Genomic DNA, 17278 nt, shown 5'->3' with positions numbered 1-17278 from the left:
AAGTCAGTCTAGGCTGATATTTGTGAGTTCTTAAGTTGAAAAGCCACCCTTAACTGAGGGTGGCTTTTTTTGTGGGGGTGTAGATGTTTGATACCTTGTACCTAGCCATCATTTACCGTTTATAGTATTGAATTCTTCGAAATAGCTTGTTATATTAAGGCAGACTTTATGAGCTGCTGACTGTTGAGATTCAAAACACAGGAATACTTACTCAAGTAGGGCAGTCCCATAATAGACGGTAAAAATCTAAGAGAAAGCAATAATTTTCCGCTAAAGGCTTGCATTCTATACTAAATATTGTATAATGCTGTCCTTTACATCAATAGGCGATTGGCTCAATTGGTAGAGCATCGGTCTCCAAAACCGAGGGTTGTAGGTTCGAGTCCTACATCGCCTGCCATCTTCTTATCACATCTTTGTTACATCTCACCATCTCCGAAGCGAGTTCTTTATGAGCAATGATCAAGATAACCTCGAAAAAAAGTTATCTGACGCCAAGGCGGTTGCTGGTGGAATGCTGTCTAAAGATAAGCACGTCTCAGCGGACAATGAAACAACGGCTGTTGAGGTAGCTAAGACAGGTTCAATCAAAGATTTGATTTTGTGGCTTGTAGCTGCAGCAGTATTAATTGGAGCGACTTTAGTCAACCAATACTTACCCGGTTATTGGCAGCCTGCCAACGATGTTTGGGTTCGTATAGGGATTATTGTCGCCCTTGTTGTATTTGCACTCGTATGCTTGGCACTCACAAATCAAGGTAGCGCTTTTAAAATCTTATTAAAAGATGCTGCCGTTGAACTGCGCCGAGTTACGTGGCCAGATAAAGAAGAAACCTTCCAATACACATGGCAAGTGATTGTCGTAATTGCGATTGTTGGGTGCTTTATTTGGTTGTTGGATAACTTTTTTAATTGGTTTGTTGGTATATTTATCGGTTAACGACACGTATTAGTGATGGCTAAACCGAGATTTATTAATAACAATTTAATTTCATAATGATCAGGAGCGTGATATGCGTTGGTATATTGTCCAAGCGTTTTCAGGATATGAAAAGCAAGTACAACGTTCATTAACTGATCGTATTAAGCGTAGTGACTTCGCTGATTCATTTGGTGATGTATTGGTCCCTACCGAAGAAGTCGTCGAAATGAAAGACGGCAAAAAGCGTAAAAGTGAGCGTAAGTTTTTTCCAGGATACGTATTAATCCAGATGGAAATGAACGACAATACTTGGCATATCGTAAAAGATTGTCCCCGTATTATGGGCTTCATTGGCGGTACGCCAGAGATTCCAGCACCAATTACGCAAGTAGAAGCGGATCGTATATTGAACCGTCTTAATCAGACAGAAACCGACCCTCGTCCTAAGACGCTATTTGAGCCAGGCGAAGAATTGTTGGTTATCGACGGCCCCTTTACCGACTTTAAAGGCATGGTCGAAAAAGTGGATTACGAAAAGTCTAAACTACACTTGACCGTAAACGTATTTAATCGACCGACTCAGGTCGAGCTTGAGTTTAGTAAAGTTGAAAAGCTAGACTAAATAAGCAAAGAATTCATCAACCGGGGAGCTATTAATCAATCGCACTTTGTGCAGTATTGATTTGGCGTTATCACCCATTTAGGAGAGTATCATGGCTAAGAAGATTGATGGTTACATCAAACTGCAAGTGCCTGCAGGTAAAGCAAACCCTTCACCACCAATTGGTCCAGCATTGGGTCAAAAAGGTGTGAACATCATGGCGTTCTGTAAAGAATTCAACGCTGCGACTTCAAGCCAAGAGCCTGGCTTGCCGATCCCAACTGAAATTACTGTCTATAACGACAAATCTTTCACGTTCATCATGAAGTCACCACCAGCTGCGTTCTTACTACGTAAGGCCGCTGGTATCGCTAAAGGTTCTGGTACACCAAATACCGCCAAAGTCGGTAAAGTTGATCGTGCGCAACTAGAAGAAATCGTCAAGACCAAAAATGCAGACTTGACTGCTGCTGATCTTGATGCTGCCGTTCGTACCATCGCTGGTACCGCTCGTTCAATGGGTATTACCGTGGAGGGTGTATAATGTCTAAGCTAACCAAACGTCAAAAAGAAATTCAAAGCCGTGTTGACAGTGAAAAGCAATACACGATTGAAGAAGCGGTTCAAATCCTGAACGATTTGCCATCGCTAAAATTCAAAGAGTCTATCGACATCTCGATCAACTTGGGTGTTGATCCACGTAAATCTGATCAAGTCGTTCGTGGTGCTACCAACCTACCTGCTGGTACTGGTAAAACCAAACGAGTTGCAGTATTTGCTCAAGGCGCTGCTGCTGAAGCCGCTAAAGAAGCTGGTGCTGACATCGTTGGTTTTGAAGATCTAGCTGAAGAAATCAAAGCTGGCAACATGGACTTTGATGTGGTTATCGCTGCACCTGACGCTATGCGTGTTGTTGGTCAGTTGGGTACAATCCTAGGCCCACGTGGTCTGATGCCTAACCCAAAAGTTGGCACGGTAACACCAAATGTTGCTGAAGCAGTAACAAATGCAAAAGCAGGTCAAGCTCAGTATCGTGTAGATAAAGGTGGTATTATCCATACTACTATCGGTCAGGTTGGTTTCACTGCTGAGCAAGTCATCCAGAACGCTCAAGCATTGATGTCTGATCTTAAGCGCGCAAAGCCTGCTACTTCTAAAGGTGTCTTCATTAAAAAGATCACTTTGTCTAGCACCATGGGCCCAGGCATCACTATCGATCCTGTTCCTTATCGCGTTGCGAAGTAATTGCATTACTAAATAATTAAGTGTTGGTATTCAACCTTGTTGAACGACGAGCACACAGTATTTTCAAAGAATTAGGTCAGCGTAGCAAACGCTATGCTGTCTAAGACCGTAGGTAGAAAACAGTTTTGAGTTATCGTACTGGTGTATGATCAATATTGATAGTGATGAGCTGGTTTTGTTAATCGACGACAGATGAAAATCTTAGTTGTCCTACGCAGACGGTGGCCCACCCAGTTGTTGATAAGAGCCGATAGGTTAACCTATCACTTGATGTCATTCTGATAACGGTGCCGTAATCAGTCGTTACTGACGGATTTGATGTTTCATCAAACTTGTTGGTGACGTGTCGTGTCAAGTCAATTCACGCCAATGGTTAAGCAGTTAAAAACGATGTTTTTAATTATTTGACGATTTGCTAATTGATAAGATTAAAGGAGTCAACTTATGGCATTAACGCTAGAGCAAAAACAACAAGTTGTGGCTGAAGTGTCTGAAGTTGCTGCTAATGCTTATTCAGCAGTAGCTGCCGAATATCACGGTATTGGTGTTGCACAGCTTACTCAGCTGCGCCAACAAGCCCGTGAAAAAGGTGTTGTTTTAAAAGTGGTAAAAAATACCCTTGCAAAACGCGCTTTTGAAGGTAGTAAGTTTGAAGGCATGTCAGACCGTATGACTGGTCCATTACTTTTGGCATTCTCTATGGAAGATTTGGGATCTGCCGCTCGAGTCGTATACGACTTTAGCCAAGATAACAAAGCTTTAGAGACCAAATTGGTATCAGTCGGTGGTGAGGTTTATGGTCCAGAAGAGCTAGAGCGCGTATCGAAGCTACCAACTCGCGACGAAGCAATCTCTATCTTGATGGCTACTATGAACGCACCAGTGACCAAGCTTGTCCAGACTATGAACGCAGTTCCTGGCAAGTTCGTTCGCACTGTAGCAGCAATCAAAGACGCAAAAGAAGCGGCTTAAACACTTGTTTTAACGTAACTTTGACATCGCTGGTTGCACTTTATAGCCAATCCTATTTTAAAATTTGGCGAGCAATCAAAGCGATATTAAAATTAAATATTTTTTATCAGATAACGGAGAGTTCTCATGGCACTATCTAAAGATGATGTGTTAAACGCAATCGCTGAAATGTCAGTAATGGATATCGTTGAGCTAATCAGCGACATGGAAGAAAAATTCGGCGTAACTGCTGCTGTTGCTGCTGCTGCACCTGCTGCTGCTGGCCCTGCTGCTGCTGCTGAAGAAAAAGACGAGTTTGACGTTGTTCTTGCTAGCTTTGGCGAGAAGAAAGTTGCGGTAATTAAAGCCGTACGTGAAGCTACTGGCCTTGGCCTGAAAGAAGCGAAAGACTTGGTTGAAAGTGCTCCAGCACCAATCAAAGAAGCCGCTACTAAAGATGAAGCTGAAGAGTTGAAAAAGAAACTTGAAGAAGCTGGTGCATCTGTTGAACTAAAATAAGTTTAACGCTGTACGAAAAAAGCTGGTAATGCACTTGCATTGCCAGCTTTTTTTTACTATAATTCGTAGATTGACCTTTTGTGTCTGCCAACATACATATGCAACATCACGGTGGATACCCATCAAAAGGACAGACGATATACATGCAAGCACACACGCCAGTTTTTGAAATCAGTTGAATGAGCTAAACGTCTATAGATGTTTGGCATTTCTTCGTGTCTGCATGCTTTCCTATTAACGCTATAGTTTATACTGATTCTAAAAGTTATAGTTACCCCATATATTATTAATTCAGAAGCATAATTGGTCTTAGGTTATTCATTTAGCTTGGTTTTACTGTCAGTAGGTAAGCTCGTAGACGGTAGATATTAGTGACGATATTGGTTTTGATTGTTATTTGCACGTGAATAGTAAGCTTAGTGCAAGGTGCAATCTATTGTAGATTAATGATACTGAACTTTTGGATCAACCGACCTAAGTAGATTTAAACTAGGTAGTGACGGCAAGGTTTGGTGAAAGGTGCTAAGCAAGCATTGGTAGTAATAAAGTAGTAGTTGTCAAAAGATACGAGCTGAACAAGAACACCCGTTTTATATTATCGTTTCCGTTGCTATGTTTGCATAGTATTTATGCACGCTGGCCACGCTTTTAATTTGTTTCCACGTTTACTGTAAGGACTCTCGATGGCATATTCTTATACTGAAAAAAAGCGTATTCGCAAAAGTTTTGCTGAATTGCCCACTGTAATGGACATTCCCTATTTACTGTCTATTCAAGTAGATTCTTATGAGCAATTTTTGCAAGAGCACAAAAAGCCGAAAGCTCGTGAGAATACTGGTTTGCAAGCTGCGTACTCTTCTATTTTTCCAATTGAGAGTCACTCTGGTAATGCTGAGTTACAGTTTGTTGAGTACTACTTAGGTGACCCTGAATTTGATGAGCGCGAGTGTATGCTGCGCGGCTCAACCTTTGCTGCGCCTATGCGTGTCAAAATCCGCTTAATTATCAAGGATAAAGACAGCAAAGATAAAGATAGCAAGGCTGCGATTAAGGACATACGTGAGCAAAGCGTCTATATGGGCGAAATGCCACTGATGACGGATAATGGTACTTTCATTATTAATGGTACTGAGCGTGTGATCGTATCACAGCTACACCGTTCACCTGGTGTGTTCTTTGACCATGATAAAGGTAAGTCTCATTCAAGTGGTAAAGTACTTTATAACGCTCGTATCATTCCTTACCGTGGTTCTTGGTTGGACTTTGAGTTTGACGCAAAAGACCTAGTCTTTGCTCGTATTGACCGCCGTCGTAAGCTGCTGGCCTCTATTATTCTACGTGCACTTGGTCTAACGACTTCTGAAATTTTAGACTTGTTCTTTGATAAAGTTGCTGTGTATAAAGGCGAAGATCAGTTTGAAATTGATTTGGTTGCTGATCGTCTGCGTGGTGAGATGGCTCAGTTCGATATCGTATCACCTGAAGGTAAGGTTATTGTAGAGCAGGGCAAGCGCATCAATGCACGCCGTATCCGTCAGCTTGAAGAAGCCGGTATGACGAAGATTGCCGTGCCTGATGAATACTTATACGAGCGTATTTTAGCTGAAGACATCGTTGTTAATGATGAAGTCATCGCTAAAGCCAACACACCAATTGACCATGAGTTACTGGTTAAATTGAGCGCATTTGAAGCCAGTGAGTCTATCAAAGAGTTCAGCATTCTATTTACCAATGATATCGACCAAGGCAGCTACATCGCCGATACGCTACGTGCTGATAGTACGTCTAGCCGTGAAGAAGCGTTGATCGAAATCTATAAAGTCATGCGCCCAGGTGAGCCACCAACAGTTGAAACTGCTGAGAAGCTATTTGAAAGCATGTTCTTCAATGCAGATCGTTATGACTTATCAAATGTCGGTCGTATGAAGTTTAACCGTCGCTTAGGTTTAGATTTTGAAAATTCTGATGACTCGGATGTTCAGCGTGAGCGTAGCGTATTGACCAACGATGATATCGTAAACGTCTTAAAAGAGCTGGTTGAAATCCGTAACGGTCGTGGCGAAGTCGATGATATTGATCATCTAGGTAACCGTCGTATCCGTTCTGTGGGCGAAATGGCAGAAAACCAATTCCGTGTAGGACTTGTACGTGTAGAGCGTGCGGTTAAAGAGCGTTTGAGCTCGGCAGAATCGGATAACTTGTCGCCACAAGATTTGATTAACTCTAAACCTGTCGCTGCGGCTGTGAAAGAGTTCTTTGGTTCAAGCCAGTTATCGCAGTTTATGGATCAAAACAATCCATTGTCAGAAGTCACTCATAAACGCCGTGTATCAGCGTTAGGCCCAGGCGGTCTGACTCGTGAGCGTGCAGGCTTCGAAGTACGTGACGTACATGATACCCATTACGGCCGTGTATGTCCGATTGAGACTCCCGAAGGTCCAAACATTGGTTTGATCAACTCGTTAGCGACTTTTGCTAAAACCAACAGTTTCGGCTTCTTAGAAACGCCTTATCGTCGCGTGGTTGATGGCAAAGTTACTCATGAAGTTGAATATTTATCAGCGATTGAAGAAGTAGGTACGGTCATCGCACAGGCTGACTCGCCATTGACCGAAGATGGTGAGCTTTCTGACGAAATGGTCAGCGTGCGTAGCTATGGTGAGTTCGTCCGTATGCCACCAGAAAAAGTGACACACATGGATGTGTCACCAAGCCAGGTAGTATCGGTTGCGGCAGGACTTATCCCGTTCCTAGAACATGACGATGCCAACCGTGCTTTGATGGGCTCGAACATGCAGCGTCAGGCTGTTCCTACGCTACGTGCTGATAAGCCGTTAGTAGGTACTGGCATGGAGCGTCATGTTGCTCGTGATTCTGGTGTTTGTGTTATCGCCAAACGTGGCGGTGTGATCGAAGACGTTGACGCCTCGCGTATCGTTGTCCGTGTGAACGAAGAAGAGATGGTCGCTGGTGAAGCGGGTATCGATATTTATAACTTGGTTAAGTACACACGCTCTAACCAAAACACTTGTATCAACCAACGCATTATCGTCAACCAAGGCGACGAAATCGCTTTAGGTGATATCTTGGCTGATGGTCCTTCAACGGATCTTGGCGAATTGGCACTGGGTCAGAATATTCGCATCGCGTTTATGCCGTGGAATGGTTACAACTTCGAAGATTCGATCTTGCTTTCAGAGAAAGTAGTGAAAGAAGACCGCTTTACTTCGATTCATATCCAAGAGCTGACTTGTGTGGCACGTGACACCAAACTAGGTACTGAAGAAATCACCTCTGATATTCCAAACGTTGGTGAAGCAGCATTATCGAGCCTTGATGAAGCAGGTATTGTTTATATCGGTGCGGAAGTTGACGCTGGTGATATCTTGGTTGGTAAAGTCACGCCTAAAGGTGAGACGCAATTGACGCCAGAAGAGAAACTACTACGGGCAATCTTTGGTGAAAAAGCAGCTGATGTTAAGGACTCGTCTCTACGTGTACCAACATCAAGCAAAGGTACGGTTATCGACGTACAGGTCTTCACACGTGATGGCGTTGAGAAAGATGCACGTGCAAAATCGATTGAAAAATCTCAGCTAGATAGTTATCGCAAAGATTTGAAAGAAGAATTGCGTATCTTTGAGGACGCAGCACGTGGTCGTATCAGTCATTTATTGGACGGTCAAAAAGTCAGTGGTGGTGCAGGTCTAAAAGCCGGTACTGTTATGGCATTTGCTGATATGAAAGACATGAGTCTTGAAACCTTGCTTGAAATTCAGCCAGTGGAAGAAGAAGTCTCTGAGCGTCTAACGCAGATCGCTGATTATTTGGTTGATAAGCAAAAAGACATCGATGTGAAATTTGCTGAGAAAAAACGCAAATTGACAGCAGGCGATGACTTACAACATGGTGTACAAAAAATCGTTAAGGTGTATCTGGCGGTTAAGCGTCGTATTCAGCCTGGTGATAAAATGGCTGGTCGTCACGGTAACAAAGGTGTCGTATCACGCATCATGCCGGTCGAAGACATGCCTTATGACGAGCACGGCAATACCGTTGATATCGTGTTGAACCCACTTGGTGTTCCGTCGCGTATGAACATTGGTCAGGTGTTAGAGACGCATTTGGGTATGGCCGCGAAAGGTTTGGGCGAAAAAATTGATGGCATGCTGAAAGCGCAAGCCGCCATGAAAGATTTACGTGATTTCCTAGACCAAATCTACAACCAAGTAGGCGGTGAGCAAGTTGATCTTGATAGCCTGAGTGATGAAGATATCAAAGCACTAGCAGCTAACTTGCGTGGCGGTGTACCAATGGGCACAGCAGTGTTTGATGGTGCAAGAGAGAGCCAAGTGAAAGACTTGCTAGAGCTTGCTGATATGGATCGCGATGGTCAGCAGACATTATATGATGGTCGTACTGGTCAGAAGTTTGACCGTAAAGTAACAGTAGGCTACATGTACATGCTCAAGCTTAACCACTTGGTAGATGACAAAATGCATGCGCGTTCAACGGGTTCATACTCGCTAGTGACGCAGCAGCCATTGGGTGGTAAAGCTCAGTTTGGTGGTCAGCGTTTCGGTGAGATGGAAGTATGGGCACTAGAAGCATATGGCGCGACTTATACACTGCAAGAAATGCTAACAGTGAAGTCAGATGACGTTGAAGGCCGTACCCGTATGTACAAAAACATCGTTGATGGTGAGCAGTATATGGACCCAGGTATGCCTGAGTCGTTTAATGTACTGACCAAAGAAATCAAATCACTGGGTATTAATATTGAGTTAAAGCAAAGCAACTAACCCCGTTGTTTAATTTAGTTGTCAACTAATAGCGGCATGTCTTATTGCTGCTGTTAGTGACTTGTCTCAACCCGATTCATTGCCTTCATTCATCTTATGCACGTCAATAACACTGCGAGATGATTATAAAGATAACGGAGAAGCAACTTGAAAGATTTACTCGATATCATGCAGAGCCCTACCGCTAGCGGTAATCAAGAGTTTGATAGCATTCAGATCACCTTAGCGGCACCTGATGTGGTCAAGTCTTGGTCACATGGCGAAGTTAAAAAGCCAGAAACCATCAACTATCGTACGTTCAAGCCTGAGCGTGATGGTTTGTTTTGTGCCAAAATCTTTGGTCCAGTAAAAGACTTTGAGTGCCTATGTGGTAAATACAAGCGCCGTAAGTTCCAAGGCGTTATCTGCGAAAAATGTGGCGTAGAAGTTACTACTGCAAAAGTTCGCCGTGACCGTATGGGTCATATCGATCTGGCCAGTCCTGTGGCACATATTTGGTTCCTAAAATCATTGCCAAGCCGCATCGGTCTCTTGCTAGACATGACGCTACGCGATATCGAACGCGTATTGTATTTCGAAAGCTATATCGTCACTGAGCCTGGTTTAACCAGCTTAGAAAGATATCAGCTGCTTGATGATGAAGATTACTTCAAAGCGCTCGAAGAGTTTGGCGACGAGTTCACTGCTAAAATGGGTGCTGAGGCAGTTCAGGATCTATTAAAAGACATCGATTTAGACTTAGACATCGATGAGCTGCGTGAAGCGATTCCACAAACTGGTTCTGAAACCAAGCTTAAAAAGATGTCTAAGCGTCTTAAGTTATTAGAAGCATTCCGTGACTCTAATAACAAGCCTGAGTGGATGGTGATGAATATCTTGCCAGTACTGCCACCAGATTTGCGTCCACTAGTACCACTAGAAGGCGGTCGTTTTGCGACGTCGGATCTAAACGATCTATATCGCCGTGTGATCAACCGTAACAACCGTTTGAAGCGTCTGCTTGAGCTTAATGCTCCTGACATCATCGTACGTAACGAAAAACGTATGTTGCAAGAGTCAGTTGATGCCTTGTTAGATAACGGTCGTCGCGGTCGTGCGATTACAGGTAGCAACAAGCGTCCATTAAAATCTTTGGCTGATATGATCAAAGGTAAGCAAGGTCGTTTCCGTCAAAACTTACTTGGTAAGCGTGTCGATTATTCTGGCCGTTCGGTGATCGTTGTTGGTCCTACACTACGTCTGCATCAGTGTGGTTTGCCGAAAAAGATGGCACTTGAGTTATTCAAGCCATTTACTTACAACAAGCTATTGTCTCATGGTCTGGCTACGACGATTAAAGCCGCCAAAAAGATGGTAGAGCGTGAAGAGCCACAAGTTTGGGATATGCTGGCCATGGTTATCCGTGAGCATCCAGTGTTACTAAACCGTGCGCCTACACTTCACCGTTTGGGCTTACAGGCCTTTGAACCAGTATTGATCGAAGGTAAAGCGATTCAGCTTCACCCGCTAGTCTGTACAGCGTTTAACGCTGACTTTGATGGTGACCAAATGGCAGTTCACGTGCCACTGACACTAGAAGCACAGCTTGAGTCACGTGCGCTGATGATGTCAACCAACAATATCTTGTCGCCTGCTAATGGTGATCCGATTATCGTACCATCGCAAGATGTTGTACTGGGTTTGTACTATATTAGCCGCTCGTCAATTAATGCCCAAGGCGAAAATATGGTCTTTTCGACCGTCAATGAAGCCTTACGTGCCATTGGTTCGAACGACTTGCATGTCAACGCAAAAATCAAAGTACGTGTAACAGAAACACGTGTTGATGATGAAGGTAACGAAACCAAAGAAACCAGCTTGAAAGAAACCGTTGCTGGTCGTCTGCTTATTTGGAATATCATGCCTAAAGGTATGGATTTTGAAGAGTGCAACCAAGAAATGACGAAGAAAAACATTTCACGCTTGATCAACTCTTGCTACCGTAAAGTCGGTGTCAAGGAAAGCGTTATGTTTGCTGACCAATTGATGTATCTTGGTTTTGCCCAAGCGACCCTGTCAGGTGTTTCTATTGGTATTGATGACATGGTTATCCCACCATTGAAAAAACAAATCATTGAAACCGCTGAAGCAGAAGTCCGCGAGATTGAAGATCAGTTCGAACAAGGCTTTGTAACCGCTGGTGAGCGTTATAACAAAGTGGTTGATATCTGGTCACGTACCAATGATAAAGTCGCAAAAGCGATGATGGACAACTTGGCGACTGACAAAGTCACAAATGCAGAAGGTGAGGAGGACGAGCAGAAGTCATTCAACTCAATCTTCATCATGTCAGACTCTGGTGCTCGTGGTAGTGCCGCCCAGATTCGTCAGTTGGCTGGTATGCGTGGTTTGATGGCGAAGCCGGATGGCTCAATCATCGAGACACCAATTAAAGCAAACTTCCGTGAAGGTTTGACCGTACTTCAGTACTTCATCTCAACTCACGGTGCGCGTAAAGGCTTGGCTGATACCGCATTGAAAACAGCTAACTCGGGTTACCTGACTCGTCGTTTGGTCGATGTTGCACAAGATTTGGTTATCACTAGCGCAGACTGTGGTACTGAGGAAGGCCTACTCATGAAACCACACATTCAGGGTGGTGAGATTATTGAGAAGCTAGGTGATCTAGTGTTAGGTCGTGTGACAGCACGTGATGTGACTTATAATGATGACGAATCAAAAGTCTTAATTCCCGCTGGTACTTTGATCGATGAGTATTGGGTTGACGTGCTAGATAATAATGCGATTGATGATATCTGGGTGCGCTCAGTCATTACTTGTGATGTCGAGCATGGCGTCTGCTCACAGTGTTACGGTCGTGACCTTGCTCGTGGTCATAAAGTTAATATCGGTGAGTCAGTCGGTGTTATGGCAGCCCAGTCAATCGGTGAGCCTGGTACTCAGTTGACCATGCGTACATTCCACGTAGGTGGTGCGGCAAGTTCAGCATCCGTAGATAATAGCATCTCAGTTCGCAACGCTGGTCAAGCGCACTTTGAAAACATGAAAACGGTCCAGCACGCAGATGGTCACTTAGTTATCGTCTCTCGCTCTGCTGAGATTGCGATGACTGATGAGCTCGGTCGTGAGCGCGAGCGCTATAAAGTTCCTTATGGTTCAAGCGTTCTTGTTAAAGATGAAGAACAAGTTGATGCTGGTCAAACCATTGCTAAGTGGGATCCGCATACGCATCCTATTATCACAGAATTCGCAGGTACTGCACGCTTCAGTGATATTACCGACGGCATGACTGCGACAGTGAAAGTGGATGACGCGACTGGTATGAGCTCTTTTGAGATTCTAGCAACTCGTGACCGCTCAAGCGCTGCTAAAGACTTGCGTCCAGCAATCATCTTGGATACTGAAGAAGGCAAAGAAGTTGTTTACTTCTTACCTGCTGAAACCATTATCCGTGTGAGCGATGGTGAAAAAGTCGTTGCAGGTTCGGTTCTAGGCCGTGTACCACAAGCATCATCAGGTACTAAAGATATTACCGGTGGTCTACCACGTGTTGCTGACTTGTTCGAAGCACGTCGTCCGAAAGATCATGCGATCATGGCAGAAATGACGGGTGTGGTAAGCTTTGGTAAAGAAACGAAGGGTAAAAACCGTTTCATTATTACCAATGAAGACGGTGAAACTCATGAAGAGCTAATCCCTAAATGGCGTCAGATTAACGTCTTTGAAAATGAGACGGTTGCTCGTGGCGAGATTATCGCTGATGGTCCACAGAACCCGCATGATATCTTGCGTCTGAAAGGCCAAACGGCGCTAGCAGACTATATCGTCAATGAAGTACAAGACGTATATCGTTTGCAAGGTGTGAAAATCAACGATAAACACATTGAAGTTATTATTCGTCAGATGCTGCGTAAAGCTGAAGTGACTGATGGCGGCGACTCAAACCACTTTAAAGGCGATCAGGTAGAATACGCTGACGTCAAAGCATTGAACGCCAAGCTAGAAGCAGAAAATAAATTCCCTGTACAGTATGAGCGCCAGTTGCTAGGTATCACTAAAGCGAGCTTGGCAACAGAGAGCTTTATTTCTGCTGCTTCGTTCCAGGAAACCACACGTGTACTAACTGCTGCTGCCGTCACTGGCAAAGTAGATGAGCTACGCGGCTTGAAAGAAAACGTGGTAGTAGGTCGCTTGATCCCTGCTGGTACAGGACTTGCGTATCACAAGGCTCGCAAAGAGAAAAGCGAACAAAAACTGCAAGAAGCTGATCTCAATGCAGCATTTGATGTGACAGCTACTACTGATAGCAGTGATTTTGCTAGCTTTGATGAGGCCTTTGCCCAAGAGCTTAACCAAGACGGTCAGTCTTAATTTAGCTTAGATAGTATTGTTAAAAAAAAGCCTGCAATCACTTGCAGGCTTTTTTTTACTTTCCAATAAACCACAACGTCATTTTAGTCAGCGGTAGTCTTGGTAAGTTAGATTCTACTAATCATTATGGGTTAGGGCAGTTGTTGGTAAGCTGTGTTCACGAAATACAGTTTAACTTTCTAAGAAAAAACCCTCAGTTAATAGTAGACTAAAAGTAAGTGTCGTGATGAAACGCCCTAATCATAAATTGTCATAGATGATAATATGCGTAAGTAAAGACCCATTATTTTTATAAGGATACATAAGAGATGGCAGGTAAAACTCGTGTTGCCAAATATCAAGCAGATAGAACCAATCAAAAACTGTATTTTTGTCGTTTGGCGTGCAAAGAAGCTGGAAGCACTACAGATAAACAGATCTATCAAGCTCACTGTGAGACAGCTATTTTCCATTTGTATGGTGCTTTTCTAGCTTTCACTCAAGAGCTTGGTCATTTTTATAGTGTGAACCTGACAGCACCCACGTTGTTAGATATTGAAAGAGCACTTAGTGAACGTACGCAGGTGTCACCTGAAGTTCAACGCTTGCAACAATTACAACAGCAAGGGTTTATCGCCAATATAGAGCGTGCGTATCAGCGATCTTTACACGCTGTTCCCCCTGATACGGTGATAGATGAGCCAACAGAAGCGGACATCGACAAACCGTCTGATCTCATTGTCAATGTTGTGACACTATCCAATCAATGGTTGCCCGATGAAGCGACAATACGTGAGTGGCGTCTACAGCTTTTAGAGCTTATTGATCAGCTACGATCGGGCATGGTTGAGTTCTAAAACCCAAAATTTGCGGTTTGATGATTGATATGAAAGGACTGTCCTAAACTGATGAGAAATATTTAGGACAATTCAGCAAGATTGTTTTGGTATTCAACTGGAGAAAGACTGAACGAAACAGAAAACGTAAAGAAGGCTTGTTTGGCAATCGCTAAACAAGCCTTCTTTGACCATATCTCAAATTTTATAGTTTACGTTCTGGTTTACTCAGGCATAGCGGGCATACTATCGACATCGGTAACCGATAATGGGTTTTGCGGAACGCTATCGTCGTCAGTAGTAGCAGCTGTTGGGCCTTCTGTACTCTCTTGTTCGGGTGCTCCACGAGAGTCTGTTTCTGTTGTTTCTTGACTAGACTCTGGTGTTGGGCGTTGTTGTGTCGTGGCTTCGACTGGTCTATTTGAGGCGCCTGCACGTTCATTACTGGAGACAACACCATCATCTGTTATATCTATTACTTCCTGCTTTCTTTGGTTAGATTGTGATCGGTTGTTAACAGAGACCCATTGATAAGGGGTACCTCTAAGTTGGGTTCTCATAAAGTCCATCCAAATGGGTAGGGATGCTACGCCACCATACTCACGGCGACCCAGGGTTGATGGTTGATCAAACCCCATCCATACGACAGTAGCATTGGTAGGATGAAACCCTGCAAACCAAGCATCTTTTGCATCATTTGTCGTGCCTGTTTTGCCACCGATGTCACTACGTCCCAAGGCTTTCGCTCTTGTTGCAGTACCACGCTGAACGACATCACGTAATATACCTGCCATCTCATAGGCGACTGTCGGTTGAAGTATTCGAGGCGCTTGCGTAGCGGTTACGTATTGTACCGCTGGGGCTTTTAGGCGATCCGCTTGTGGACCTGCATTATAAACTGCGAGATCATCAGCCTCATTAGCTTGCTCATTATCATCAACTTCGAGATCTTCCTGCTCTTCGTTCGTTATGGACTTTGTCGAAATACGGTCGTTATAATCTTCCATTAAGCTTTCGTTCACTGCTTCGAGCTGATCATTAAAGCAAGATGCACAGGCTTGTTGTGGATTGGCCTGAAAAAGAAGTTCGTTATTGTAGTTATAAATTTGTTCAATAAAGTAAGGCTGTATACGGTGACCACCGTTTGCAAAGGTCGAATAAGCGGTAGCCATCTGCAATGGTGTGGCTTGTCCTGCACCTAGTGATAGGGACAGTGTGGTGGGGAGCTTTTCTTTATCGAGACCAAAATCATCTAACAACGTCAAAGTATCAGTGATGCCAACGGCTTGTAATAATCTAATTGAGACAAGGTTACGTGATAAATATAGACCGCGACGAAGGGTTATATTGCCTAAAAAGCGTCCGTCAGAGTTTCTAGGCTTCCAATCACCCACCTGGATTGGTTCGTCTGATATCAGGCTATCTGGACGATAGCCTTTTTCTAGAGCAGCGGTATAAACAAGCGGTTTGATGGTTGATCCAGGTTGACGCCAGCCCTGTAAAGCACGGTTAAATTTACTATGATTGTAGTCAAACCCGCCAACCAAAGCGTTAACGGCTCCTGTGTCAGGATTTAACGACACTAAGCTGCTCTGTACGTCAGGGATTTGGGCAAGCTGCCAGCCACCATTTGTGGTAGGACTCAGGCGGATAATATCGTTTTCGCTGACAACTTGGCTGGCGTTGCTAGGATAGTAACCAATACGGTTGACGGAAATATATTTCCGTGCCCAGTTCATAGCCGACCAGCTGACGGTGACTTCCTCGCCAGAGGGCATAATTGCTTCAAAGCTGCGAGAGTTTACCTTTGTCACTTTGGCAGGTGACATATTGCCATAACGACGAAAGTCTTCAAGTGGCTCATCATTGGCTTCTGCTCCGCGCCAACCATGACGGTGGTCGTAGGCAACCAATCCTTTCAGCACAGCAGACTCAGCAGCGGTTTGGGTGTTGCTATCGACTGTCAGTCTGACACGCCAACCGCCATGCATTACTTGCTCACCGTAACGATTAACTAGAGTAGATCGTGTCATCTCAGCCAAGTATGGCATATTAACATCAAGTTTTTCTTGGTAGAGTTTGATGCCTATGGGTGCGTTGATAGCCTCATCGTGTTGAGCCTTGCTGATATGTCCCAGATCATGCATACGACCAATAATCCAGTTACGGCGAGTGAGTGCGCGACTAGGATTTGCTACAGGGTTGTATTTGGAAGGAGCTTTGGGGAGACCTGCTAGCATTGCCATTTCAGCAATAGTTAAAGTATCTAGTGACTTGCTATAGTATTTTTTTGCGGCAGCGCGGATACCGTAGGCGCCTTCACCCAAATAAATTTTATTGACGTAAAGCGTTAAAATATCGTTTTTGCTTAGTTCATCTTCGATTTTACGTGCCAAAAATAATTCGGTCAGTTTACGATTTAGGGTACGCTCCGAACTCAAGAAGTAGTTCTTGGCAACCTGCATCGTAATGGTCGAGCCACCTGTTTGGGTATCATCATCAGTCACTACTTCCGTAACCGCCCGACCCAAACCTGTAATACTAATTCCACTATGTTGAAAAAACGATGCGTCTTCTGCTGCTAAGAAAGCATGAGTTAAGTCATCAGGAATGTCTTCAAAGGCAATCGGTAGAGACAAGCGATTGCCGTATTGACCAATTAGCTTATCGTCGCTGCTATATATCTGTAACGGCATTTCTAGCTTTGCTGTTTTTATCTCTTGAGTACTAGGCAGGGTTGGTGACAAGTACATTGCCATCCCATAAAAACCAATTGGTACGGCGAGTGCCAAGATAACCACGAAGGCTAAGCAAGCGATAAACAGCCCCACCAAAAGGTGAATGAGGCGAGCAGTAGCGTTTTTTTTGGCCATAATAAGACTTATTAATTGATAGTTTGCAACAGGTGATTTTTGACATTATACCTCGAACAAAATGAGCAGGTCATGATAAATGTGTAAGTCGTCTCGAATATATTATTTAAATACTTGAATATACTTAGGACTTACGCAACAATCAGTCTAGGCGAGCGTAACTGCTCGCAGAGATAGTC

Annotated in this window: 10 protein-coding genes and 1 tRNA gene; 10 read left to right on the top strand and 1 reads right to left on the bottom strand. The window is 44.0% G+C overall.

Annotated elements, in window-relative coordinates:
* Positions 1–324 precede the first annotated feature (324 nt).
* The 10 genes from L0J61_RS02575 (at position 325) to L0J61_RS02530 (ending at position 14247) form a co-directional block, all read left to right on the top strand.
* Positions 325–400, top strand: a tRNA-Trp gene (locus tag L0J61_RS02575).
* Positions 401–451: 51 nt separating this feature from the next.
* Positions 452–940 carry a preprotein translocase subunit SecE gene (secE, locus tag L0J61_RS02570; RefSeq protein WP_301464755.1) on the top strand — a complete coding sequence of 163 codons (489 nt, stop codon included), beginning with the start codon at positions 452–454 and terminating at the stop codon, positions 938–940.
* Between the two features lie 73 nt (positions 941–1013).
* The gene (gene nusG, locus L0J61_RS02565) at positions 1014–1544 is read left to right on the top strand and encodes a transcription termination/antitermination protein NusG (protein WP_301464754.1); all 531 of its coding nucleotides are present in this window, start codon (positions 1014–1016) and stop codon (positions 1542–1544) included.
* A 91-nt stretch (positions 1545–1635) separates the two neighbouring features.
* A complete protein-coding gene (gene rplK, locus L0J61_RS02560; protein WP_301464753.1) occupies positions 1636–2067 on the top strand; it encodes a 50S ribosomal protein L11 in 432 nt (143 codons plus the stop codon).
* Entirely contained in the window at positions 2067–2768 is a 702-nt protein-coding gene (gene rplA / locus L0J61_RS02555; protein ID WP_301464752.1) for a 50S ribosomal protein L1, read from the top strand. Before rplK ends, rplA begins: the two co-directional genes overlap by 1 nt.
* A gap of 444 nt (positions 2769–3212) precedes the next feature.
* A complete protein-coding gene (gene rplJ, locus L0J61_RS02550) occupies positions 3213–3740 on the top strand; it encodes a 50S ribosomal protein L10 (RefSeq protein ID WP_301464751.1) in 528 nt (175 codons plus the stop codon).
* 126 nt (positions 3741–3866) lie between these two features.
* Positions 3867–4238 carry a 50S ribosomal protein L7/L12 gene (gene rplL / locus L0J61_RS02545; RefSeq protein WP_301464750.1) on the top strand — a complete coding sequence of 124 codons (372 nt, stop codon included), beginning with the start codon at positions 3867–3869 and terminating at the stop codon, positions 4236–4238.
* A gap of 683 nt (positions 4239–4921) precedes the next feature.
* A complete protein-coding gene (gene rpoB, locus L0J61_RS02540) occupies positions 4922–9040 on the top strand; it encodes a DNA-directed RNA polymerase subunit beta (RefSeq protein ID WP_301464749.1) in 4119 nt (1372 codons plus the stop codon).
* A gap of 147 nt (positions 9041–9187) precedes the next feature.
* On the top strand, positions 9188–13411 hold the full coding sequence (rpoC, locus tag L0J61_RS02535; protein WP_301464748.1) for a DNA-directed RNA polymerase subunit beta': 4224 nt from the start codon (positions 9188–9190) through the stop codon (positions 13409–13411).
* Between the two features lie 308 nt (positions 13412–13719).
* The gene (locus tag L0J61_RS02530; protein WP_301464747.1) at positions 13720–14247 is read left to right on the top strand and encodes a DUF6586 family protein; all 528 of its coding nucleotides are present in this window, start codon (positions 13720–13722) and stop codon (positions 14245–14247) included.
* Positions 14248–14450: 203 nt separating this feature from the next.
* Here L0J61_RS02530 and L0J61_RS02525 read toward each other — a convergent pair whose 3' ends face one another.
* Entirely contained in the window at positions 14451–17099 is a 2649-nt protein-coding gene (locus L0J61_RS02525; protein ID WP_301464746.1) for a penicillin-binding protein 1A, read from the bottom strand.
* Positions 17100–17278: the final 179 nt, after the last annotated feature.

Origin of the sequence: Psychrobacter sp. (assembly GCF_030457785.1) — a bacterium.
Taxonomy (GTDB): Bacteria; Pseudomonadota; Gammaproteobacteria; order Pseudomonadales; family Moraxellaceae; genus Psychrobacter.
Note: the sequence above shows the minus strand (reverse complement) of the source record. Positions and strands in the feature narration are given on the sequence as shown.